Raw genomic sequence first — 26002 nt, 5'->3', positions numbered from 1 at the left:
TTCACCATTGATTAACTTTTGTAGTGTCTATTTTTGTAGTGCGAATATAAACGTTTGACTTTAAATTAGTGTAGAAATGAAATCACAGATGAATAAAGTGAATCAGATTTTGTTAGCATCCGGTACGCTGATGCTTCCATTTGTCTCAGGATATGCTCAACAGCAAAACTCTAACAAGACAACTCCTAATGTTGTTTTTATTATGGCTGATGATTTAGGGATTGGAGATTTAGGATGTTATGGACAGGAACGAATTAAAACCCCGGCTATTGATGCATTGGCTGAACAGGGAATGAAGTTCACCCAACATTATTCCGGTTCGACAGTCAGTGCTCCGTCTCGTTGTGTTTTATTGACTGGAAAACATACCGGGCATTCTTTTATCAGAGGTAATAAGGGGTATACAGCCGAAGATGGACGGCAATATGACTTGAATTTGGCTGATGAAGAAGTAACATTGGGGGAGGTTTTTAAAACTAAAGATTATGTGACGGCATGTGTCGGAAAATGGGGGTTAGGAGGTCCTTCGGCCGAGGGACATCCTAATAACCAGGGCTTTGATTATTTTTTCGGCTATTTGGGGCAAGGAAATGCTCATAACTACTATCCTATCCAGTTATTCGAGAACAATACTCCGGTAAGGTTGGAAAATAAAGTGTATTCTCATGACATGATAATGGATAAAGCACTTGCCTTTTTAGATAAGAATACAGATAAGCCTTTTTTCTTGTATTTGACTCCAACGATTCCTCATGCAGATATCGTAGTACCCAATAATGAATTGTTTGATTATGATGGAAAATTTGAGGAAGTTCCTTATCCGGGTAAGGGGTATCGTCCACAGGAAAAACCGAGGGCTACTTTTGCGGCTATGGTTACGCGTTTGGATAGGGATGTACAAAGAGTTGTTGATTTGTTGTCTAAAAAAGGGGTTTTAGATAATACTATTATTGTTTTTACTTCAGACAACGGTACTCATAAGGAAGGTGGGCATGATCCCAGATATTTTGATAGTAATGGTCCGTTTAGAGGAATGAAACGTGATTTGTATGAAGGGGGGATACGTACTCCATTTGTAGTAAAGTGGCCTGGAGTGATTCCTGAAGGTTCGGTATCTTATCAGGTTTCTTCTTTTTGGGATTTTATGCCAACTATGTGTGAATTGATTGGTACGGTAGCTCCCGCCGGTATTGACGGTATTTCATACTTGCCAACTTTGACAGGTAAGGGAAAGCAAAAACAGCATGATTACCTTTATTTTGAATTTCACGAACAGGGAGGTAAGCAAGCTGTGATTAAAGACGGATGGAAACTATTACATCTTCAGGTTAATAATCCGAAGAAAGAGAAGTATGAACTATATAATTTAAATGCAGATCCGGGGGAAGTAGCAGATGTATTAAAGCAGTATCCTCAGAAAGTGCAGGAATTAAAGAAGATTATGAAACAAGCCAGAACGACCAATGATAATTGGAAGTTCGCTTTTGAAAAATAACACATTTAATTTTTAATATATGAAGAACATGAAAGTCAAGTCTGTACTTGCCTTGCTGCTAGTGGTGTGCTCGATGGGGATCGGATATGCTCAACAGATGACATTGAAAGGGCAAGTTTGGGATGAGGTGCTTAATGAACCTCTGATTGGAGTAAATGTCACGGTGAAAGGAACGACTAATGGGGTGATTACCAATGTAGACGGTAATTTCACTATTACAGCACAGAAAAATCAAGTATTGCTGTTTTCGTTTATTGGGTATAAGGATGTTGAGATTGTAGTAAAGCCTAATCTCAATTTGTCGAGAGTTATCATGTCCGAAAGTATGCAACAGATTGAAGAAGTTGTTGTCGTTGGATATGGACAACAAAAAAAGGCTTCCAGTGTTGGCTCTATTGCAACAGCCAAAGGAGATGATTTGCTAAAGGTTGGTAGTGTAACAACTGTTTCGGAAGCATTGCAGGGACAGATGCCGGGAGTGGTTGCTATAAATACATCTTCCAAACCGGGAGCAGACGCTGCTGATCTGTTTATTCGTGGAAAGGCTACATGGGGAAATGCGGCTCCGTTGACTCTTGTGGATGGTGTGGAACGTAATTTTAATGATGTTGATGTTAATGAAATCGAATCTATTTCGGTATTGAAAGATGCTTCTGCTACAGCTGTATATGGTGTGAAAGGAGCAAATGGCGTAATCTTGGTTACAACGAAACGCGGAGAGAATAAAAAAACAGTAGTGAATTTCTCTGCAAACTTTGGTTTTAAACAACCTACTTCAAAGTTAGAATGGGCAGATTATCCTACTTCGATGAAAATGTACAATGAAGCGGCTGCTAATGATGGTATGTGGGATAAACGCATTCCCGAATCAACTATTGCAGCTTGGGAGCATGCATATGCAACAGGAAATTATGGACCTTATAATGATTATTTTCCTCAGGTAGACTGGTGGAATGAGATGGTACGTAATTTTGGTTTTCAACAAAACTACAATTTAAATATCAGTGGTGGTACAGAGCGTATGTCTTACTTTGCTTCATTAGGAATGTTGAACGATGGGGATATTTATAATACAAAGAAACAGCCTGATTTTGACCCTCGGTTTTATTATAAAAGATATAATTGGCGTACTAACTTTGATTTTAAACTGACGAAAACCACTACATTTTCTGTGAATATTGCAGGAAAGATGGGGTATAGGAATCAGCCGGGATATCGGGATGCAGATAATGGGGATGGTTATATTTTCGATCCGTTTATACAGACACCGACCAATCTGTTTCCTATTAAATATTCTGATGGTGAATGGGGAGCTGACGGACAGGGAGATGGAAATATTGTAGCTCAGATGAATTCTCAGGGACAGCGGCAGTATAAATCGTTTCAAGGCTTTTATGATGTTATTTTAAAACAAGATTTGAGTATGATAACTAAAGGGCTTTCAGTGAAAGCGTCAGTTTCATACAACACATATTCGGATAGGCAATCAAGCATTTTTAAAGCTAAAATGTATGGAAACAATGATGCTGATGCATCTTCTAAGTCTTTTATCAGATATTATAGAGTGTATGATTATGCAAATCCTACAGTGAATGCGGATGGAACAATTGATTATCCGGTGATAAGAGAAGACCGTTTTCCTACTTGGCAAATGGAAGAGGACCGTCCGGTTGGAGCCAGTCATGATAATTTTAAGAATTATGGACGTAAATTATATTATGAAATAGCTTTGAATTATCAGAGAAGTTTTAATGACCACAATGTAACAGCTTTGGCTGTATTCAACCGTAAGATTACAGATAGTACAGAATCCAATAATAATAGTAAGATGTCGTTTGCTTCTTATGAAGAAGATTGGGTAGGACGTATTACCTATAACTGGAAAGAACGTTATTTGGCAGAAGTAAATGCGGCATATACTGGCTCTGAGAAATTTGCTCCGGGAAAACGTTTTGGTTTTTTTCCTTCTTTTTCCATAGGATGGAGATTGTCGGAAGAACCGTTTATGAAGAAAATCCAAGAAAAATGGCTGACAAACTTGAAGATTCGTTATTCATATGGAGAAGTCGGTAGCGACAAGGGTGCTCCCCGGTTCAATTATATTCAGTTGTTTGAGTCGGGCGGTAATGTAACTTTTGGAAAGAATCAGGATGTAACTTACGGCCCCTTGTATACAGAAGGTAGTTTAGCGTATCATGATGCTACTTGGGAAACTGCAACAAAACAGAATCTGGGTATAGAAATGACTCTTTTCAGAAAGTTTAAAGCATCAGTCGACTTGTTTAATGAAAAACGTACAGGCATTTTAATGTCGCGCAACACGATTGCACCATGGATGGGAGCTGGATTACCATCTGTTAATATCGGTGAAACGAAAAACCATGGTTTGGAACTGGAGTTTGCCTGGAATGATAAGATAGGGAAACATATATCCTATTATGCAAAGTTTAATTTTGCTACTAGTGAAAACCGTGTAGTATTTAAGGACGATCCTAATCGTATGGATGATTATTTAAAGGCTGCGGGAAAACCGATCGGATATGTGAGAAAGTATATAGTTTCGGGGAATTTATCATCTATTGATGATATATTCAATTATACCCAGAGCAATATCACTAACGGTTTACAAAATCAATTGATTCCTGGTGATTTGGCATATATTGATTATAATGGAGATGGTGTCATTGACGGAAAAGACTCGGCTCCGGCAGCTCACATGAACTATCCATTAACCACTTATGGCTTTTCGTTAGGATTTACTTATAAGGGAATTGGTATAGATGCATTATTTTATGCAGCTACGGGAGTATATAAAGATCAGATAGGCTCTTTTTTATGGGACTTTCCAAAGGGTAATATAAAAGCTCAACCGGATGCGTTAGACCGATGGACGCCGGATGATATGTATTCGACTCGAATAACCCGCCCTTCAGTACATCTGGTTAACGATTATAATAGTCAAAGCAGTACATATAGTTATACCAACCACTCTTATCTTCGTTTAAAGAATTTGGAAATAAATTATTCATTTCCTAAAAAGTGGATAAAAAAGATGAGCATTAGTAGTTGTCAGGTATATGTAAATGGCAATAACTTATTTACAATCTCTAATGTTGATAGCAGAAGAGATCCGGAAACCGGGAGCAGTTCAGTGTATCCCATTGTTAAGAGATATAATGTAGGAGTCAGACTTTCATTCTAGAAATAAATAGATTGTCATGAATATAAATATGAAAAAAATATGGGTTGGTATGATTGCCATTTGTATATTAGGTATTCATACTGGTTGTGAGGATTTTCTGGATAAATCACCGGATATGGGATTATCCGAGGATGATGTTTATAAAGATTATGCTTCAATTAGAGGGTTCATGGACCGGGCTTATAATTTCTTGGATAATTTCCATTTGTATCAGAAATATAATAATGGTCGCACATATATAGGAGCTATTTCCGACGAGTTCGCTTCACTTTATAATTTTACGGAAGCTAAACCTATAAATTCAGGGAGCTGGTTGAGTAAGGAAGGTACCGATTTTGAAATTGGTAATAGTAATAAGAATGGAGGTACCTCTATTTGGAAAGCTTATCAGGGGATACGTATTGTGAATCGAGTGATCCGTGATATAGATATGGTTTCGGGACTTACAGAACAACAGAAGAACGAATTATTGGGACAGTCTCATTTTTTGCGGGCATGGTTTTATTTTCAGCTCATTAATAGATATGGCGGGATGCCGATATTTGATAAATTATTCGTAGGAGATGGAGATGAAGATTTGCCTAGAAAAACTTATCATGAATCTCATGATTGGATGATGACCGATATTGAAAAGGCTGTAACGATGTTGCCTGATATGTGGGATGATAACAATGCGGGACGACCGAATAAGATCGCAGCGATGTCCTTCAAGTCAATGGCGCAATTATATGATGCAAGTCCTTTGATGCAAAACGATCTTTCCAGTATTCAAATAATGAAATATGATGCCGATAGGGCAAAAACAGCTGCAAAATCGGCAAATGCGGTTTTGAAATATATAAAGGACCATCCGGAAATGGGGTATCGCTTGATGGAAAAAGAAGAATATACTAATATATTTTATTGGAAAGCTCCTCCATATATGCAACCGGAATATCTATGGTATAATCGTTCCCAGGAAGCATTGGGAGAATATAACTACAAAAGGTATATACGTGCATTTTGGCTGGCAGGTGAGTATGCATCAGGTACTGGAAATGATGCGGTGGCATATAATGCTCCGACACAGAATATGGTAGATATATATGAAAAACAGGGAGATGATGGGTTATATTATCCAATAACGCATATGAAGGCGAGCTATGACGATCAGCATCCATATGATAAAAGAGATCCACGTTTTTATAATAATATATTGTATCCGGGAAATAAATGGGGAGAGAATAAAAGTGGAAAGGATCAGTATATAACCACCTATGTCGGAGGAAATATGTATAACACGGTCATCAATAATAATCAGACAAATAAACGTCAGCAGACTGGATACTTATGTAAGAAGTTCCTTTGGGAAGGAGCCGATCAGTGGAAGGAATTGTATGGATTGAACCGGGTGATAACTGTCTATATTAGAGTAGCTCAGATTTATCTGGACTTGGCAGAGGCATCGTTCGAGGCAACAGGAAGTGTGACTACTAAGGTGGAGGGGTGTGATTATTCTGCATTAGAGGCTATAAATATAATTCGTAACCGGGTTGGAATAGGTAATGTTCCGTCTGATATTTATAATGATTCGGACGCTTTTAGACAAGCTATTCGTCGTGAACGAACAGTCGAATTGATGTTTGAAAATCATCGTTGGTGGGATATACGCCGTTGGATGATAGCACATGAGCTTTTTACGGGACAATATCCTATAAAGGGAATTGAGGCTACTCCGAAGAATAAAGACCATGCGAAGGTGGCAGATAAAAGTACTCTGGAATTTACGTTTAAAACCATTGATGTCATTCCGGAAATACGGGTATTTGAGATGAAGAATTACTGGTATCCGTTCTCTATGAATGATGCTGCTTCATTAAATAATCTAGAGCAGAATCCCGGTTGGTAAGTGTGTTAGTTTATAAGATCATTAAAATATAAAGCAATGAATAAATATATACTATATACGAGTAGTTTAATATTGGCTTTAGGTTTTTGTGTTAATTCGCCTTGTAATGCACAAAATAAAAAAAATCAGAAAAGACCTAAAACCACTAAGGCGGCTTTGATTGTAAACGTCAGCACTAAAATTGTTGATGAAAAAGGGCATCCGATAAAAGATGCGGAGGTTATCGCCGGAGAAGGGGCCATCACTCATTATTCAGATAAGGAGGGTAAAGTATCCATTCAGACAAAGGCGAATGGAGTGGTGCTTATCGAAGCATTGGGATATGAAGATGTGATTGTAGATCTGTCTAAAGAACAATTTCCCAAAGTATTGAAATTGAAGAAAACAGAAATGTTATCATCAGGAAAGTATGTTTTGAATCGTCCTGATGGTGGAACAACGAATCAGAAGGATCTGGTAGGAGCTATTAGTTCCATAACCGGGGAAGAGTTAAGCTCATTTCCAGAATTTTCTTTATCGAATACGTTGCAAGGACGAGTACCGGGGTTGGTTGTTCGTTCTAATTCCGGTGCATTTGCGCTGAATAGCTCCAGTTTGTTTGTGAGAGGTCTGCATAGGAAAGATAATAACCAAGCTATTGTAATAGTAGATGGAATCGAACGTAGTATGGAGGATATAATTCCGGAGGAAATAGAGACTATTGATGTTATGAAAGATGCTACTGCTAAAATTTTATATGGTGCACGTGCTGCCAATGGAGTTTTGGTAGTGACAACTCGTAGAGGAGAAGCGAATAAACGAGTGATACGTGCATCAGTTGAGGCTGGCGTAATGCTTACTACCCGAACACCTGAATTTTTAGATTCTTATAATTATACAACTTTATATAATGAGGCGAGACAAAACGACGGTTTGCCTGATTTTTATACTCCGGAGCAGTTGAATGGTTATAAGAACAGTACCGGTGTCAACGACCTTTTATATCCGAACGTAAACTATTATGATTATTTTCTGCAAAAGCAGAGTATGTATCGTAAAGCAGTAGTGGATCTGAATGGCGGGAGTAATAAAGTCAAATACTCATTGATTGCCAATTACATCGGAGGAAATGGCTTTGAGAAAGTCGGCGATCGTCCGGATTTGAATCGTTTGAATGTGCGTGGTAACTTGGATATCCAAGTGACAGACTACTTGAGTGTGGTGGCGGATGCGGCAGCACGCTTGGAGATGAAAAGTTGGAGTAGCATGGGCAATGCGGACGTTTATACAGCTTTATCTACTACTCGCCCTAATGAGTATCCATTAACTATAGCTTCAGATGCATTAGGTTTACAGCCGGATGAAAAGGGTATTCCTTATTTCGGGGCAAGTCTTCGTCATCCGTCCAACTTATTGGCTGATATGGAGTATGGTGGGTTTTTGTCAGAGAGATATATTACCAGTCAGACAAATGTGGGACTTGATTTTACATTGGATAAATGGGTGAAGGGACTGACTGCTAATGCCTTTGTTACCTTTGATAATTATAACTTTTTCAAACAAGGACAAACTAATGTCTATCCTACATATGCAGTTCGTGGTATAACAGACGGGACACCTGAGTTTCTTCAGATGAAAAAATTAACGCTTCAGGATGATCAGTCACGAATGGGAGAAGAAACTCGTCGAACTTTAGGATGGCGGGCAAATGTGGGATACACTAATCAATTTGATAAGCATCACATTTCTGCATTGTTAGCTTATAACTATTATCAGGATGAAGTAAAAGGAGGATCACAAGATGTGAAAAATACCAATACTACGCTTCGTTTGAATTATGGGTTTGATAATCGCTATGTGCTCGAAGGTGATTTGGCATTGATGGGAAGCAATCGTTTCGAAAAGGGTGAACGGTATTTCTTGTCAGGTGCAATGGGGGCCGGCTGGATTCTTTCTAATGAATCTTTTTTGTCTCATTGTGCGGCAATTAATTTTTTAAAATTAAAAGCGAGCTTTGGCATTTTAGGTTATGACCGGGGAACTGATTTTTTACTTTATAAAACAGCTTGGAAAAATGGTTCTACTACGGCTTTTGGAGAACAGAATAAAACGACTGCATATACCACAGATTTTGTTCGTATCGGCAATAAGAATTTGAAATGGGAACGTTCCACAGAGTGGAATATTGGTGTTGAAGGATTCTTTTTGAAGAATCGTTTAAAAGCGGAATTGAATTATTTTAACGAGACAAGAGATAATATTATAGGTAGTAAAAGTGCAGTGCAAGCTAGCATGGTTGGCAACTTTGTAAGTTTGGGTAACATTGGTAAGATTCGTAATAATGGTATAGATGCATATGTGCAATGGAGTGACAGGAGTGAGAATTTAGCATATCAGGTAGGTGTTAATATGACCTGGTCAAAAAATAAACTATTAGAATGGAATGAACCTCAATATCCGGATCAATATACGAAGGCAGTTGGCAAGCCCACTGATGCAATGTTTGGTTATCAGTCTTTGGGATTATTCGGTAAGAATATTCCATTGCAGGGTTCCAATCAATTCTTGGGACATTATCAGGAAGGAGATATTGCTTATGCTGATTTGAATAATGATGGAAAGGTAGACTCCAGAGATAAAAAAATGCTTGGTAATTCGCATCCCAGAACCGCCTGGGGAGTGGATGTTAATTTGCAATATAAAAACTGGGGACTTTATGTGTTGGGAACGGCCGAACTGGGAGTGGACACATGGAAGAATAATACTTATTACTGGAATAAGGGAGAGGAAAAATATTCAAAGGTTGTAATGGACAGATATCATCCGGTTAACAACCCGAACGGTTCCTATCCCCGGTTGACTGTAACAGAGGGTGATAATAATTTTGTCAACTCTAGTTTTTGGTTGGAAAATGCCTCTTTCTTTCGTTTGAAGAATGTAGAGTTAAGCTACACCATTGTTAATAAGAAAGAAAACAGCTTGACTAAGAAGATCAGAATTTTTGCTCGTGGAACTAATCTTTTTGTTTTATCAAAAGAGAAAGATTTAGATCCGGAGATGATGAATGCCGGATTGACTAATTATCCGGTATACACTACTCTGACTGGTGGATTGACGGTAACATTTTGAGTAATTTAATTTGTATATATTATGAAATTAGTAAGATTATTATATATGACTCCCTTATTGTTGGGTACATTAAGTGCGTGTGATGATACATTTGTCGAAAAGACAAACAATGAATGGGAACCTAAATATATTTGGAGTGTGTCTGATATAGCTCAAGGTGTTCTAAACAATGCCTATAGTGCCATTCCCAAACGTCCGGATAATTATGATGGTAACTTTCTGGATGCAGCTACAGATAATGCACTGACAAGCCAGTTGGGCTCATCTGTGTATAAAATAGTATCAGGCAAGCTTTCCGTAACGGACAATCCTTTGGGAAATTGGTCTACATGTTATCAGCAATTACAGTATATCAATAGCTTTTTGGAGAATGGTTTGACTGATCAGACTAAGTATGATAAAGTCGATGAGGAGAAGGATGCTGCTTATAAAAAACGTTTAAGAGGGGAAGCCTATTTTTTACGTGCCTTTTGGGGATTCAGGCTATTGCAACATTATGGTGGTAAAACCGACAACGGACAGGCCTTAGGATATCCACTTGCCCTACATTTTATTACGGAGGAAGAAGCTTCCCAACTGACGTCTTTTAAACGGGATACTTATCAGGCATGTGCAAATCAGATAATGAATGATTGTGACGAGGCGATGAAATGCTTACCGTTGAAATATGAAGGATCCGACCCGGTAGTTGGGGCTACGGAAATTGGTAGAGCTACCCAATTGACTGCGGCTGCTTTAAAAAGTAGGGTGGCATTGTATGCCGCCAGTCCGGCATTCCAACCCAATATTTGTACTCAGATAGAATCTATGGGCCGTTTTTCCGTAATAGATCCTTCTATGTATGAAGAAAAGTGGGTAGTAGCTGCAAAAATAGCAGACGAGGTATTAAAAATGGATGGCTTTGGTAACTTTTATGCCTTAAAATCTACAGATTTGGCTGATGCAGGGAATGCAACTCCGGCAGAATTTCTATTTCGGACGTTCCATAATACTAAAGAGATGGAGAACAGGCACTTTACCCCTTATTATTTGGGAAAGGCGAACACAGTTCCTTCTCAGAATCTGGTGGATGCTTTTCCAATGAAAAATAGTGGTTATCCGATTAGTGCTGGTGAGGTAAAGTCTGGTTATGATGTACAACATCCGTATGAGGGACGTGATAATCGTTTTTATTTGAATATCTATTATCATGGGGCTATATATGGAGAGGCAGGATTACCTGTTGATGTAATCTATGGTGGCAAGGATTCCCAGTCTTTCGATTGTTACGCTTCCCGGTCAGGATACTATTTGGCGAAATTCTTGTCCAAAAAAGAAGCGATGCTTGACCCTGTCACATCGACAAATTCCCAACATTATTATCCTATTATGCGCAAAGCCGAAGTCTTTTTAAATTATGCGGAAGCGGCTAATGAGGCTTGGGGACCAAAAGGTAAGGATCCGGATGGAATATGTAAATATACGGCGTATGAGATCATTAAAACTATACGTAAAACCTCCGGAGGAATAACAGATACGCGATATTTGGATGAAATGGCAGTTGATAAGGCATCTTTTCGTGAACTTATCCAAAATGAAAGACGCCTGGAATTAGCTTTCGAGAATCATCGCTATTATGATATACGCAGGTGGTTGTTACCATTGAACGAGCCAGTTAGAGGTGTTACGGTAACCGAACAGAATGGAGTATTGCAATACAACACTTCTAAGGAAATAGAAGCTCGTCAGTTTGATGATATTCGTTACTATTATTCACCGCTTCCATATGATGAATGTGTGAAGAATCCAAATTTGATTAATAATTTAGGCTGGAAATAATAATAAATAAATTATAGAGCGATGAAAAAGATGAATATTTTGTATTATGCACTATGTCTGTTTCTGATGACATCCTGCTATGACGATTATGTGAAAGATTATGATGTTTCTACAACATATTTTGCTTCTCAAAATCCTTTGCGTACAGTGATTGCCGACCGTGACATGACAATGAAGGTAGGAGTAGCTATTGGAGGTAAACGTGAAGTCAACACTGATGATTGGGCAGAATTCGAGATTGATCCTACTTTGTTGGAAGGGACAGGTCTGACACTTCTTCCTCAGAAATATTATACATTATCAAACCCTGACAGATTTCAGGTTTCTAAGACCTCTTTGGCAGTAGCAGATGTTGTGATTAGTTTTACTGATGATTTTTATGCAGATTATGAGAAAACAACTAAAGTACACTACGCACTACCTTTTAGAGTGACGGATAGCTCACTCGATAAGATTCTGGAGGGGAAGGAAACAAGTATTGTGGCTGTAAAATACATTAGCACTTATCATGGCACCTACTATGTGAAAGGTACAATAAAGGAGTTGAGTGTATCGGGTGAAGTTGTAGAAACAAAGAAATATGAGAATAAAGACCTATCAAAGAATATCACTCGCGCTGTAAATTCTTTATCTAAAAACATATTGGTGAGAGAAGGCGTTGCGGATTTTTCGGTTGTTAGTGCTGAAAATGTAAAAATGACAATGCAATCCAATCATACAGTAACGGTAGAAACATTAGACGGCAGTATAGAGATCACTGATGGAAGTGGAACTTATGATGATACAAAAGAACGGCTTGAAATCTCGTTGAAGTATCGTTTTAAGAAGGATGCCAAACAATATGAGGTTGAAGAAACTTTAGTTCGCAGACAAGATCCTTTGAAGGATCTGCATTATGAAGAATGGTGATAGATTGAACAGGAAAAATAATACTGTGATTCTTTCTTTGTAATAAACAGGAATAGATATGCCCGCAGAGAAATATCTATTCCTGTTTTTGCATAAATGCTCTACCTTTTTGCATAATTCTTCTCCGGCAAATGTGCATATAGAGTTCTATTTTTGCCTCAGAAAAGAAAAACATAAATTATTTATATATAGACGGATTGTATGATGAAAAAAGTCTTTCTAATATTCGTATTAGGTATTATTTCTTTGACTATCCATGCGGTGGAAATGTTGAAAGAGTGGGAAGATAATCAGGTGACAGGAATAAATCGAGAAGATAGCAGAGCTTCTTTTTGGTATTATTCAACAAAAGAGACTGCTATAAATGGAGGATATTATAATTGTCCTGACAATATATCCTTGAACGGTAAATGGAAATTTTCTTTTGCGACTAACCCGGATGAGAGAAAAATTGATTTTTATAAACCATCTTTCGATGTTTCGGGTTGGGATGAGATACAAGTTCCTAGTAGCTGGCCATTACAAGGTTATGATAAAGCTATTTATTTGAATCATCCTTATGAATTTGCATTGAAGAATCCTTATCCTCCGCGTGTGCGCCATGACTGGAATCCGGTAGGCTCATTCAGACGGGTATTTACAGTGCCTCAGGAATGGAAAGACAGGCGTGTCGTCTTACATTTTGGGGCGGTGAAGTCTGCTTTTTATGTATGGATAAATGGGCAGAAGGTCGGATACTCTCAGGATTCGAAGATGCAAGCGGAGTTTGACATAACTCCGTACCTGCATGAGGGAGAGAATGTACTGGCAGTTGAAGTGTACCGTTTTTCAATAGGTTCCTATCTTGAATGTCAGGATTTCTGGCGTTTGGCTGGAATCAAACGAGATGTATGGTTATATGCTACTCCTAAGGCATATATTAAAGATTTTTGGGCAAAAGCTTCATTGAAAAATGAATATAAAGATGGAAAATTGGATGTGGAAGTGAAAATGGCTACAAATTTGAGGGCTGACAAACAACAAGTTAATGTACAACTGATGAATGAAAATGGAGACGTTGTGTATAGTGCGGCAGAATCGGTGAAAATAGCCAAGGGGAAAGAAACCAAAATATGCTTTAGTGCCACTTTACCGGGTGTTAAAGCATGGACGGCAGAAACTCCGTATTTGTATACATTATTGATTTCTTCGGGTGACAGTGACCAGCAATTGAATTATGTATCTTCTAAGGTTGGGTTTCGTACAGTGGAGTTAAAAAATGCTCAATTGATGGTAAATGGTCGTCCGATATATGTACGCGGAGTAAACCGTCACGAACATCACCCGAAGTATGGGCATTATGTACCTCGTGAGACGGTAGAAAAGGATATAGAACTAATGAAGAAATTGAATATTAATGCTATTCGAACCTGTCATTATCCGGCAGATCCATATCTGTATGAACTGTGTGACCGCTACGGGCTCTATATTTGTGATGAAGCCAATATTGAGTCGCATGGTTTGGGAGCAGCATTACAGGCTCCTTATGATTTAAAAAAACATATAGCTGATGATCCATCATGGGAAAAGATACATCATGATCGAATCTTTCGGATGTTCAAACGAGATAAAAATCATCCTTCCGTCATTATTTGGTCATTGGGTAATGAGTGTGGTGATGGGATAATATTTCAAAATGGTTATCATAAATTGAAAGGAACGGATTCCACCCGTTTGGTTCAGTTTGAGCAGGCGGGGACACAGGCACATACTGATATATATTGTCCTATGTATATGCGTATGGATAAAATTCGTAACTATGCACTTTCTACTGACGTTTACCGTCCTTTGATTCTATGTGAATATGCCCATGCTATGGGGAATAGCTTGGGAAATTTCCAGGACTATTGGGATTTATTTGAAAAATATCCAATGTTGCAAGGAGGTTTTATTTGGGACTGGGTAGACCAGGGAATGGAAGATTTTCGTGATGGTACTCGTTTTCTTGATTATGGAGGAGCTTTCGGTTTACAAAACGAACGTAATGATAAAGCTTTCTGTTTGAATGGTCTGATTAATGCAGACCGGGAGCTGAATCCTCATGCCCATGAAGCGAAGAAAGTGATGCAGGGACTCAGGGTAAAAGCTATCCCTGGTATGAAGAATGAATTTGAATTGGTTAACAATCTAAGTTTTACAGATGCATCTCATTATCGGCAATGTTGGAGATTGGAAGAAAATGGGGTGAAGATAGAGGAGGGTGAGCTTAAATTGAGACTGACTCCGCTTGGTTCGATGAGGTTTCAGGTTCCTTTTCAAACAAGAATGGACGTTGACAAAGAATATTTCATTATTTTTGAATTTAAAACATTAAGAATGGAAGGAATGCTTCCGAAAGATTATTGTGTAGCTTATGACCAGCTTCAAATTCAGGAATCCGGAATGTTTGATTATCAACCTTCTTCTTTGAGTGGCAGCCTGATTGTAAATGAGACAGAAGAGAAAATAATGATTGGAAATGAAAACTTCAGTTCTGTTTTTGATAAACGCTCAGGAGCTTTATCAGGTTTAATCCTAAATGGATTTACTTATTTGGATACGCCTGTTCGCCCAGACTTTTGGCGGGTGAAAACAGATAATGACGGTTGGTTTAAAGATGGCAAGTATTGGAAAAATGCACATCAAAGATGTTCTTTGGATACCTTTTATGTATCTTATGAAAAGCAGAAAGAGGATAAAAGGGAGATTGTAAAGTCAGTGAAACTATCGTTTAAAATGTTGGTAAATGTAGATCCGGAAGATCAAACACCGGATTTATCTGAAGTTTGGTTTAATACGAATTATACTATTTATCCGAATGCGACAATAAAAGTGGAAAATGAATTTCTTCCTGTTTATTATCATGCGGAAAGAGAGATGTCGGTACCTCGTATAGGTCAACTGTTTAAGTTGAATGGTGAATTGGAGATGGCTGCATGGTATGGAAGAGGACCATGGGAAAATTATGCAGATCGTAAAACATCTGCCTTGGTGGGGCGCTATCGGATGCCGGTGAAAGAATTAGCATATTCGTATGTACGTCCACAAGAAAATGGATATAGAACAGACGTTCGTGAACTGATATTGTCGTCAACCGGAGGAAATAGGATGAAAGTGACAGGATTGCCATTGATTTGTTTTAATGCCCAATATGCACCTAAAGAAAATTATGAGATTAATGGAAAGTCTATCCGGAATACTATAGATTTGAAGCAGGAGAAGGACGTTTTTCTGAATATAGATTTTGGTCAGATGGGAGTCGGTGGAGACAATTCTTGGGGTAATCCGGTACACGTAGATTACCGGATACTATTAAGAGATTATCGGTATGGTTATGTAATTCAATTGTTTAAAGAATAAGTGTGATGAAAAAATCAGCGTTATTAATGGGAGCTATTCTAGTCTCTGCTTCCGTAGAGACTTTAGGACAAGTAAAGGATAAGGCACCTAATATTGTTTTTGTGTTGGCAGATGATATGGGGATTGGCGATTTGGGTTGTTATGGTCAGAGAAAAATTAAAACACCCAACATTGACCAGTTAGCCGAGGGAGGATTATTATTCACTAATCATTACAGTGGTTCTACAGTAAGTGCTCCTTCACGTTGCAGCTTGTTGACAGGTAAACATACGGGGCATGGCTATATACGTGGAAATAAGGGTGTGAAGTCAGAAAATGGATTTTTTGACCTGCATTTGCCGCAGGAGGAAATAACAGTAGCTGAAATACTCAAGGCACAGGGATATGCTACGATGTGTGTAGGAAAATGGGGATTAGGCGGTCCCGAAACTTCAGGGAGTCCAATAAATAAGGGCTTTGATTACTTCTTTGGATATTTAAGTCAGGGAGCAGCTCATCGTTATTATCCGGAGTATCTTTACGAAAATGAGAAAAAGGTAATGTTGAATGGAGAAGTCTATAGTCATTTCCTGATTATGGAAAAAGGACTTGATTTTATAAAGAAAAATGCTGATCAGCCTTTTTTTGCCTACTTTGCCATCACTCCTCCTCATGCTGATTTGGACTATCCGGATTTAAGTCAGTATGAAGATGCTTTTCCTGAAACTCCTTATATAAATAACAAGAAGAAAGGCTTTAAGACACAGATGAAACCTAAGGCTGCATATGCTTCTATGGTGAGTGAGATTGATAAAAATGTGGGGCAAATTATTCAGTTGCTAAAGGATAAGGGTGTTTGGGAGAACACTATCTTTATTTTTTCTTCAGATAATGGCGTACATTGTGTAGGTGGACATGAACCGGACTTTTTCGATAGTAATGGTCCATATCGTGGGTATAAAAGAGATTTATATGAGGGTGGAGTCCGTGCTCCTTTTATAGTAAACTGGCCGAATGTGATAAAGAAGAAAAGGACAACGGACCATATCACTACCTTTTGGGACTTTCTTCCTACAGTAGCCGAAATTGTAGGAGCAAAGCCTGTGAAGGAAGTTGATGGCATCTCTTATTTATCTTTGCTGACAGGCAAAGGTAAGGAGCCCCGTAACCATGATTATATTTATTATGAATTTTATGAGCAGGGAGGAAAGCAATCTATTTTAAAAGATGGTTGGAAGTTGATTCGCCTGAATATGTCCAAACCGGAAAAATTGAAAGAAGAACTTTATTATCTGCCGGATGATATTGGAGAAGAGAAGGATCTGATTAATCAATATCCTGGCAAAGCGGGTATGCTGCGCGAACTGGCGATGAAGGCTCGTACAGAAAGTCAGCATTTTAAATGGGAAAACTCAAAATAAATAACGTAATGAAGACTAGGATTATTCCTTTGACAACTTTAGCTCTTTTGCCGGCAATTTCATTGTTGGCAAAAGAGAAATGTGAACAACCACCTAATATTGTAATGTTTTTGATAGACGATTTGGGATGGAATGATTTCGGATGTTATGGGAGCAAGTTTTATCAAACACCCACTATAGATAGTTTGGCGCATACCGGAGTCTTATTTACGGACGGATATGCCGCTTGTACAGTAAGTTCTCCTACCAGAGCAGCTTTAATGACCGGCAAATATCCTGCACGTCTCCATCTTACGGACTGGATTGCCGGTTGGAATTATCCTTGGGCTAAATTGCGAATTCCGGACTGGACAAAATATCTTCCTTTAGAGGAGAAAACGGTAGCAGAATACTTGAAAGAAGTTGGTTATCAAACATGGCATGTGGGTAAATGGCATTTAGGTGATGATGAAAAATATTGGCCTGAGAACCAGGGGTTCGACGTGAATATTGGTGGGAATTATAAAGGAGCTCCCATCAAAAACAAACAAGGGTGTAATGGCTATTTTTCTCCCTATTGCTTGCCACGGTTAAATAATGGAGAAGAGGGAGAGTATCTCACCGACAGGTTGACAGATGAAGCTGTTCGTTTAATTGAAAAGCAAGGTGAAAGCCCCTTTTATCTGAATATGGCACATTATGCAGTACATACTCCGCTGGGGGCTAAACCCGAATTAGAGAGAAAATATGAAGCTTTGGTAGATAGTTCTTATTTTCACAACAATGCTACATATGCGGCAATGATTCAGAGTGTGGATGAAAGTTTGAACCGTATATTATATGCTTTAAAACAAAAAGGAATACTTGAGAATACACTGATTATTGTGACAAGTGATAATGGGGCTGTGCATAAAATATCAAGAAGTTATCCTTTGCGAAAAGGGAAAGGGGCTGAGTATGAAGGTGGAATACGTGTGCCGTTGATTATGAATTGGACAGGTAAAACACCTGTGAATAAGAAAATAAGTACTCCTGCTATCACTATGGATTTGTTTAGTACGATTTTGGATGTTGCTAAAGTGAAATCATATGATAAAACGGTTGACGGAGTTTCGTTATGGCCTGTTATAAAAGGGACAAAAGAAAAGGAACGCCCTATTTTTTGGCATTATCCTCATTATCATAATGGGGGAGCACGACCTTACTCGGCAATTCGTTTGGGCAACTGGAAGCTGATTAAGCAATACGAATCGGATACATATGAGCTATATAACCTGAAAGAGGATATTGGAGAAAAAAAGAATCTGAAGGATAAATACCCTGAAAAGGTGGATGAACTCAATAATCTTCTCCAAAAATGGATAGAAACGGTTGGAGCGCAGTTGCCGTCTAAGAATATGGATTGGGATGTAAAAAGAGAAAGGAAAACGGGAAAATATGCAGGGATAGACTGATGGATAGGAAAGTGAGATTTTTTAGGAGATGAATAATGCAATACATACACTCTTTGTGTACAGGTATTTGCGATAATACTCTGTTTTAAGAAGAAATATTTTGGAATCTAAAATTAATCTCTATATTTGCAGAATATAGAGAATGTATTGTCAGAGTCTGAAATTACTATTTTATTCATTATCACCACTTCTAAATTTATTATGAAAACTACCGATTCCGAGCAAAAAGGAACCGATATGGAACTGGAGCAGTACCGTACCCGGCTCGAACAGATGGTCGAAGAAAAATCTAAAGACCTGATTGCTATTCAGGAAAATCTCGAAGCGACTAACCGGCGACAGGCATTGTTCATCAAGGTACTGCAAATACTCCAATTGGAACCCGATATACCCACAGCCATGAATATGGCACTTGCCGAAATCGGCCGTTATACTGGTGTTGACCGTTTGGCGACATGGGAAAACCATTTGGATGGAGTTACATACGGATGTACCTACGAATGGTGTAATGATGGCATTGAGCCTGCGATAGATTACTTGCGCAGTATGACTATTGAAGCGGGAAAACCCTGGTTTGATATGTTCGAAGATAACAACATCATTTGTACATCCGATATTTATTCGCTCGACCCTTTTATTACTCAAATGCTCGAAGTGCAAGGGGTAAAGGCCATTGCAGTGTTTCCCCTATCTCAGTTGGGGGTACATTTCGGTTTCCTTTCGTTTAACTTTTGCTGGAATAAGCAATGGGATGAGAAAGACGTAGAACTCATGAGCCAAATATCACAAATTGTATCTACTGCTACGAAACGCTGGCAGGTTGAAGTATCTTTGCAACAGTCGCAACGAACTATGCAAAAGGTACTGGACAATATTAATGCTAATGTCTTTGTTAGCGATTATGATTCGCTGGAAGTACTTTTCGCAAATAAACCTTTCAGAGAAGAAGCTGGAATGGTTCCGGAAAGGGCGAAATGCTGGAAAATGTTGAATGCGGGGTTGAATTGTGAGTGTGCGCATTGTCCGAAGCCGCAGTTGCTCGATGCTAATCGCAAGATTACAGGCGTTCATTTTTGGGAAGACTATAATCCTAATACCGAACGTTGGTACACCATCCAAAGTATGGCTATAAAGTGGCTCGACGGACGATGGGCAATCATGGAACTTGCCACCGACATCACTACCCGCAAACACGTAGAGCTGGAATTGATTCAGTCTAAAGAAAAAGCCGAAGAAGCAGACAGGCTCAAATCGGCATTTCTCGCTAATATGAGTCATGAAATACGTACTCCCCTGAATGCCATTGTAGGCTTTTCCAGCCTGCTTGCCGAAACTGATGAGGCGGAGCTGCGTCAATCATATATGCCACTGGTACAAGAGAATAATGAACTGTTGCTCAACCTTATTTCTGACATTCTGGATATTTCTAAAATAGAGGCGGGTACAATAGAACTCACTATATCAAGTGTGGATTTACATCAACTTTGCAGAGAAGTGATAGCTACCTTCTCGCACAAAAAACATGATGAAGCAGTAGAACTCCGTTTTGATGAAAGTTCACCGCAGATAGTGATGGATGCCGATAAAAATAGAATCGTGCAGGTACTTTCTAATTTCATGACCAATGCTTTGAAATTTACTACAAAAGGCTCGATTACTCTTTCCTATACTTTAGAGAATAACGGTCAGTTACGTTTCTGTGTAACGGATACGGGGAAAGGCATTCCTGCCGAACAGCGAGATGAAATCTTTAATCGTTTTGTGAAACTCGACTCATTCGCGCAAGGCGCCGGTCTTGGGCTTTCAATATGTCAAAGTTTGGTCGAACGGATGGGCGGAAGAATTGGAGTTGAATCCCGTGAAGGAGAAGGTTCCTGTTTTTGGTTCACACACCCATATCTATCCGATACCCAATCTGTCTTGGAAATAGTAGCGGAAAACGAACAGCTTCCAATCCCAAAGACTACCCCAAGAAACTATAAACCTCTGATTCTGGTAGCCGAGGATATAGACAGCAACTACCTGCTGATTGAAGCGTTACTGAAAAAGGATTATCGCTTATTGAGAGCACACGATGGTAGCGAAGCCATAGAACTTTTCAACGCCCAAACTCCTGACCTCATACTTATGGATATGAAAATGCCGGGTATGGGCGGAATAGAAACGACCATCTTGTTAAGAAAAACCGGAACTCAAGTTCCCATTGTCGCACTTACGGCCTTTGCCTATGCTAATGATAAATCACTGGCTTTCAATGCAGGTTGCAATGATTTTCTGACTAAACCGGTCTCGCCGCCTGAGCTACGTAGAGTAGTTAGCAAATGGACAGCGAAATAAATTGGAATTTCCTGCTTCTGTAACAAAAAACAAATTTGAATGAATCTCTAAAGAAAGAATGAATCTCTGAAGAAAAGAGAATCTGATATTGCTACCTTATATTTACTTTATATTTACTTTGCGTTTGGCTTCAAAAATAGTATCTTTGTAGCGAATAATGAGTGAATGTAAATAAGTGAGTGTATGAAAAGAATAATCAAAGTGTATAATCCGGCTTTTTGGTAGATGTGTAAATCACCTTTTTGTGATTAGTAATATAATATACATTTATAAATAAACGATTATGAATTTACATATTGAACTGGATAAGAGCCATCCTGCATATTCATGGCTCGAAAAGCAAGCTGACAAGATTGGATCCAGAGGGCATTTTGGAACTCACATTGATTGTTATACCTCGACTCCCCAACAGGAAGAATTCCATCTTCCTGTCTATATCCTTGACTGTCGGCAGGGGATGCCGGATGTTGAGATGGTATCTGCATTGCCGGCACTTGATGATAAAGCACTGATACTCTATACCGGAAATCTGTATCGGAATGAATACGGAAGTAAGGCGTATTTCGACGAAACAGATACATCTATACAGCAAGAGTCGCTTCTGTCGATTTTAGAAAAGTCTCCTCAATTGATTTTAATTGATTCTTATGGGATCGGTAAGCACGGCAGCCATCATATAGAGTTGGATAAAATATGCGAAAGTTTTGATTGCTACGTAGTTGAGAATATCCGTATAGCTCCGGAGGAAGTCAATGAGATACATACTATCCGGGTTAACTTTGATTTGACATATCCGTCGACAGGTAAACCGTGTACTGTTACGTATTGAAAAAAGTGAAATTCCTCCCATAGTTGGTGGGTATTGAAAACGAAAGAAAATAGCAGCAGGCAATTAGATTTGTCTGCTGCTTGTCGTTTAATAGCTATCAAAACGATAATCGCATCGTACACCGTATTCCCTTTGTCTGAATCCCCGGATGATTGCGATAATTCAAACGCCAAACATAATCGACACGAAGGAACTTGAATATATTCTCAATGCCGACGCTTGCTTCCATGTACGGAACCTTTCCTAACGTATAAGAACCTTCCGGGAAAAGATACAATCCTTTTCCACCATTCATGGGATTATTCTTATCCGTCAAATGCCCCCACAACCCACGGAAGCAAAAAACTTCTCTTGCTTTCAGCTTTTTGATAAGCGGCAGACGGTTCAGGAGATTTCCGTTCATGTAGTATGTCAAGTCCCAGGATGCATATTCGTCGCTGATAAATTCCATTGCGTTCATGTTCGTATAGGCTTCCGGCTGGATGGTATAAGACAGGTTCGCGTTTGGCAGGATTAATAATGGATACGGAACTTTGTTCCACACTTTTCCAGCTTTGGTAATGATGTCTATATATCCGAAGGCAGAAAACCAAAAACGTTTTTGAATACCGATATCCGTACGGTGATAATCGTAGGACGAACCTAATAAACCTTTCTTTGCCATCACATGACTGAAGTTGAAGATTAAAGCATCAAAAGTAATCGGGACACGGGTATTGCGTGTTTGATAAAACTTTTCATTCTTGCCATAGCGAAATTTAAATTCTAATTCCGTCATATCATAATGCCCGGGATGGCTGATTGTTCCGTCCGCATTGATACGGTTGAAAGCTGCATATTCCGTAGCATATTCGCGACGGTTGCGGAGAATCGCATTATACCCCAGTCCGTTGTATTGTTCATATGAATAAGTAAGTTCAGCTTTTCGCAGATACGTAGCTCTTGTATCCTTTTGGCGTCTTATCGACAAGAGGATATTATCTTTGCTCGTGTACATATACTGCTGCCCCAACTTATTAATATCATACATATACTCAAAACGAATTGAGTTTAACGGGAACTCCTTGCGATACTCCTTACGGTCATTGAACGAATATTCGATGAGAGCATCATATTTCAGCTTTTCGTCTCTCGTACCATACGCCACATACCCGTCGAAGAATAAATTCTTGTGGAGTGCGGGCGTCGTCGTTCCTCCCACCCGGAAGCGGGCACCTTCAATAGCACTACCGCTAATAGTAGAATTCATCGGGCCAAACTCAAACTTATTTTTCAGTGGTTCCTTATTCGTAGGAATATAGCCTGAAACAAGCGTAGTCACCACCTTCTCCGTTACATAAAAGACGGGAACGGAGCGCAACTTCGTCATTAACTTCTTCACCGAATTCGGATTCCTCTTGTTCCCTTCTTCCGGCCGGTTATCTACCCAAAAGTCATCCGGCTGTCTATAAGCCTCTTTCAATGTGATGACAGGCGCACTCTCCTTAAATATTAATGCCTGTTCCGTATCCGGCTCTTCAAATGACTGGTTACTGTAAATATTCAGACGTCGGGCATACATCCCCTTCGTTTTCTCACTTAACTTGAAATTGACACTAATATCATCTTTCGTAATAATACGCGTACTATCCGCCGCCCGTTCAAACGTCTGCTCGACGGTCATCCTCGAAACAAAGTTCAAGTTAATATCTTTGGGAACATTGAGAACAGCCTTTTGAACAAAATAAGTAGAATCGAGCGTGACATACAAATGTCCGGTAAAACCGAAGGTTTCCGAATTGAAAGGAACAAATCCCAAGTCCACACACTGCTGCCCGTTTACACTCAGCGTATCGAGCAGATAATATTTATAATAATTAGGGCCGATGGTAGAAAGCGGACTGACAAACCGTTGCAGGAATAACGGTATATCATTCTTGAAAATATCCACCTCCCGAAAGACCTCATGCAAAACCTGCTGCACACCGTCTCGTGAGAATATCTCATCCACACCGGACGACTTATTCCCTTTCACGACACGTTTCTCCGACTTCGGACTTTTCCGATAATGAACCGTCTCCACTCTTTCCTTTTCCGAAATAGGAAGAATAGTCGTACCCGCATCGAGCGTATCAACAAACTCGACCAGGAAATCGAACTTGCCTGCCTTACCGTTCTTTTTAGGCTTCGGCTCATACTCATTCATGGCAAAGACCATTTTCTCGTATCGGTCATACCGGAAATAATCGTGATTGTGCGGAGCATTATTCTCCCGTAAAGCAATCACCTGCTTCACAAATGTAACGGCAGGATTCTCCTTCTTACTGTATTTCTCCTTTTGCGGTTTGATGGTAACCTCATTCAATGTAATTCCGTTGGGAGCCAATTGAATTTTGAGATTATTGGTTACGCCCGGAGTGATGGTTATTTCTTTCCTGTCATACCCTAAATAAGAAACCTCCAAAACTCTGTCCGCAGTAGGACTGGAGAATGAAAAAAGTCCATTCTCATCCGAAGCCGCCCCTATGGTTGTTCCTTTCAGTTTGAGGGAAACATAGGACAGTCTTTCTCCCGTAATCGAATCAGTTACAACCCCTTTTATGGTCGTATTCTGCCCGTTCGCAACCCATACAAAGAATAAGGCTGCTAACAAAAAAACAATCTTCTTTCCCATGATAATCTCCTATTGACGCAGAAACCTGTTCTGCCATTCCTGATACTAATCGGGCTTACCTGTCATTAATCGCCCTTGTCTACCATTAATTACCCTCGCGAACCGATGAAAATAACCGGATAGCGCTTTCTTTCTTTAAAACGGAGAATGAGAGTTAAAACTCCGGATGAAAGACACTATCATTGACTACGCCATCGAGCACATAGCCTGAAAGGTCATATTGCGTATAATTCTTACCTCTCTCATTCATACGCAGACTCTTAAATTCGGATGATTGAGTGTCGATAGTTAATACGAATGACGTGAACATCAACCGTCGCTTTGCCTTTGCATCCGAAACAACGGGAGTGACCGTCACGACACACATATGATTCTGCTTCGTGATTTCCACAGCCGCCAGTTCATTGATTGTGTCATCATTCTCTTTCCCCGACATAAGATGCTTGAAAACAACCAGAAGCGATTCGAACTGCCTGGCAGTCTCCCCTTTGGCAATACTCTTTTTCCCGTTATTGACCATCGTAAAGACGCTGCCGTCCATCAACAGCATATCCTTTCCGTCATTGAATATCATACACATCTTGTCGGGATTCTTGAAGTAGAATTCCCCTTTGAAGGCAGCATCGTCCGCCACTGCCGCATTATGTTTGGTACGGGTGGCAGTAGCCGTCATTGTTTTCATGTTCTTGTAGTGTACTGCTACCTTCCGTATGTCACTTTCCTGTGCAAACAGAGTGACACACGCGAAGGTAGCAGAGATGAACAGGGTAAATAGTCTTTTCATATAAGGTGGTTTAAGCATAAAAAAATTAAGTATAGAGTCCCCCATTAATCGAAATCACATCGCCGGTGATATAACCGGCATCAGGCGAAACCAGGAATCCCACTAACTCGGCTACCTCTTCGGGAGTACCGAAACGATTGGCCGGAATAGTCTTCTTCAACGCTTCCTCATCCAACCCTTCCACCATATCCGTCCTGATAAAGCCCGGTGCCACCGCATTGACAGTCACATTCTTGCGTGCCACCTCCTGCGCCAGTGCCTTCGTGGCGGCTATGATACCCCCCTTTGCCGCAGAATAATTCGTCTGTCCCGGCATCCCTTTCAGACCGCTCACACTTGCCATATTGATGATACGTCCGAACTTATGAACCAACATCGGTTGCAGTAAAGGCTGCGTCACATTGTAAAAACCATCGAGAGTGATATTGAGCACCCGCCGCCAATCCTCTTCCGGCATGAAAGCCATAATATTGTCACGACGAATCCCCGCATTATTAACCAACACTTCGATATATTCTTCAGGATGAACACTTTCCCACGACTCGATAGCTTCGCGGGCCTGCTGATGATTACTCACGTCAAATTTCAGCATCTCCCCATCCTGACCCGCCTGCCGCACCAGCTCGAGCGTCTTTTCAGCTTCCGTGGCGTTGCTTGCATAATTGATAATGATATGATAACCCATCCGGGCCAGTTTCACACTGACAGCGCGGCCAATGCCACGGCTGCCACCGGTTACTAATGCATACTTCATAGTTCTATCTATTT

The 26002-nt window shown here is 39.7% G+C and carries 14 protein-coding genes; 11 read left to right on the top strand and 3 right to left on the bottom strand.

Features of this window, described 5'->3' with window-relative positions; genetic code table 11:
* Nucleotides 1-88: 88 nt before the first annotated feature.
* From HC965_RS23730 to HC965_RS23680, 11 genes are all read left to right on the top strand, one after another.
* A complete protein-coding gene (locus HC965_RS23730) occupies nt 89-1495 on the top strand; it encodes an arylsulfatase (RefSeq protein WP_191033802.1) in 1407 nt (468 codons plus the stop codon).
* A 19-nt stretch (nt 1496-1514) separates the two neighbouring features.
* Complete coding sequence (locus HC965_RS23725; RefSeq protein ID WP_191033801.1) at nt 1515-4697, top strand: TonB-dependent receptor; 3183 nt, start codon at nt 1515-1517, stop codon at nt 4695-4697.
* A gap of 28 nt (nt 4698-4725) precedes the next feature.
* Entirely contained in the window at nt 4726-6585 is a 1860-nt protein-coding gene (locus HC965_RS23720; protein WP_191033800.1) for a RagB/SusD family nutrient uptake outer membrane protein, read from the top strand.
* A 36-nt stretch (nt 6586-6621) separates the two neighbouring features.
* A complete protein-coding gene (locus tag HC965_RS23715) occupies nt 6622-9693 on the top strand; it encodes a SusC/RagA family TonB-linked outer membrane protein (protein WP_191033799.1) in 3072 nt (1023 codons plus the stop codon).
* 21 nt (nt 9694-9714) lie between these two features.
* Nucleotides 9715-11511 (top strand): RagB/SusD family nutrient uptake outer membrane protein, encoded by a 1797-nt coding sequence (locus HC965_RS23710; RefSeq protein ID WP_191033798.1) that lies wholly within the window; start codon nt 9715-9717, stop codon nt 11509-11511.
* A 21-nt stretch (nt 11512-11532) separates the two neighbouring features.
* Nucleotides 11533-12420, top strand: coding sequence for a BT_3987 domain-containing protein (locus HC965_RS23705; RefSeq protein WP_191033797.1), 888 nt, complete (start codon nt 11533-11535; stop codon nt 12418-12420).
* A 201-nt stretch (nt 12421-12621) separates the two neighbouring features.
* Nucleotides 12622-15798, top strand: coding sequence for a glycoside hydrolase family 2 TIM barrel-domain containing protein (locus HC965_RS23700; protein WP_223855000.1), 3177 nt, complete (start codon nt 12622-12624; stop codon nt 15796-15798).
* A gap of 5 nt (nt 15799-15803) precedes the next feature.
* A complete protein-coding gene (locus tag HC965_RS23695) occupies nt 15804-17198 on the top strand; it encodes an arylsulfatase (protein ID WP_191033796.1) in 1395 nt (464 codons plus the stop codon).
* A gap of 8 nt (nt 17199-17206) precedes the next feature.
* Nucleotides 17207-18631: a sulfatase gene (locus HC965_RS23690; RefSeq protein WP_191033795.1), complete on the top strand. Its 1425-nt coding sequence runs from the start codon at nt 17207-17209 to the stop codon at nt 18629-18631.
* A 201-nt stretch (nt 18632-18832) separates the two neighbouring features.
* Nucleotides 18833-20968, top strand: coding sequence for a GAF domain-containing hybrid sensor histidine kinase/response regulator (locus HC965_RS23685; RefSeq protein ID WP_191033794.1), 2136 nt, complete (start codon nt 18833-18835; stop codon nt 20966-20968).
* Between the two features lie 283 nt (nt 20969-21251).
* Entirely contained in the window at nt 21252-21797 is a 546-nt protein-coding gene (locus HC965_RS23680) for a hypothetical protein (protein ID WP_191033793.1), read from the top strand.
* A gap of 97 nt (nt 21798-21894) precedes the next feature.
* Here HC965_RS23680 and HC965_RS23675 read toward each other — a convergent pair whose 3' ends face one another.
* The 3 genes from HC965_RS23675 to fabG form a co-directional block, all read right to left on the bottom strand.
* Complete coding sequence (locus HC965_RS23675) at nt 21895-24450, bottom strand: DUF5686 and carboxypeptidase-like regulatory domain-containing protein (protein ID WP_191033792.1); 2556 nt, start codon at nt 24448-24450, stop codon at nt 21895-21897.
* Between the two features lie 154 nt (nt 24451-24604).
* Complete coding sequence (locus HC965_RS23670) at nt 24605-25234, bottom strand: outer membrane lipoprotein carrier protein LolA (RefSeq protein ID WP_191033791.1); 630 nt, start codon at nt 25232-25234, stop codon at nt 24605-24607.
* A gap of 25 nt (nt 25235-25259) precedes the next feature.
* Nucleotides 25260-25988, bottom strand: a complete 729-nt coding sequence (gene fabG, locus HC965_RS23665; protein WP_191033790.1) for a 3-oxoacyl-ACP reductase FabG — start codon at nt 25986-25988, stop codon at nt 25260-25262.
* Nucleotides 25989-26002 lie beyond the last annotated feature (14 nt).

The sequence above is a fragment of the Bacteroides sp. GM023 genome (assembly GCF_014750685.1).
Taxonomy (GTDB): domain Bacteria; phylum Bacteroidota; class Bacteroidia; order Bacteroidales; family Bacteroidaceae; genus Bacteroides.
This window is presented reverse-complemented; position numbering and strand designations above follow the sequence as displayed.

Coding starts and splice junctions, on each gene's coding strand:
- HC965_RS23730 (WP_191033802.1), top strand. CDS start 89: ATGAATAAAGTGAATCAGATTTTGTTAGCATCCGGTACGCTGATGCTT.
- HC965_RS23700 (WP_223855000.1), top strand. CDS start 12,622: ATGATGAAAAAAGTCTTTCTAATATTCGTATTAGGTATTATTTCTTTG.
- HC965_RS23705 (WP_191033797.1), top strand. CDS start 11,533: ATGAAAAAGATGAATATTTTGTATTATGCACTATGTCTGTTTCTGATG.
- HC965_RS23680 (WP_191033793.1), top strand. CDS start 21,252: ATGAATTTACATATTGAACTGGATAAGAGCCATCCTGCATATTCATGG.
- HC965_RS23670 (WP_191033791.1), bottom strand. CDS start 25,234: ATGAAAAGACTATTTACCCTGTTCATCTCTGCTACCTTCGCGTGTGTC.
- HC965_RS23720 (WP_191033800.1), top strand. CDS start 4,726: ATGAAAAAAATATGGGTTGGTATGATTGCCATTTGTATATTAGGTATT.
- HC965_RS23685 (WP_191033794.1), top strand. CDS start 18,833: ATGAAAACTACCGATTCCGAGCAAAAAGGAACCGATATGGAACTGGAG.
- HC965_RS23715 (WP_191033799.1), top strand. CDS start 6,622: ATGAATAAATATATACTATATACGAGTAGTTTAATATTGGCTTTAGGT.
- fabG (WP_191033790.1), bottom strand. CDS start 25,988: ATGAAGTATGCATTAGTAACCGGTGGCAGCCGTGGCATTGGCCGCGCT.
- HC965_RS23690 (WP_191033795.1), top strand. CDS start 17,207: ATGAAGACTAGGATTATTCCTTTGACAACTTTAGCTCTTTTGCCGGCA.
- HC965_RS23725 (WP_191033801.1), top strand. CDS start 1,515: ATGAAGAACATGAAAGTCAAGTCTGTACTTGCCTTGCTGCTAGTGGTG.
- HC965_RS23675 (WP_191033792.1), bottom strand. CDS start 24,450: ATGGGAAAGAAGATTGTTTTTTTGTTAGCAGCCTTATTCTTTGTATGG.
- HC965_RS23710 (WP_191033798.1), top strand. CDS start 9,715: ATGAAATTAGTAAGATTATTATATATGACTCCCTTATTGTTGGGTACA.
- HC965_RS23695 (WP_191033796.1), top strand. CDS start 15,804: ATGAAAAAATCAGCGTTATTAATGGGAGCTATTCTAGTCTCTGCTTCC.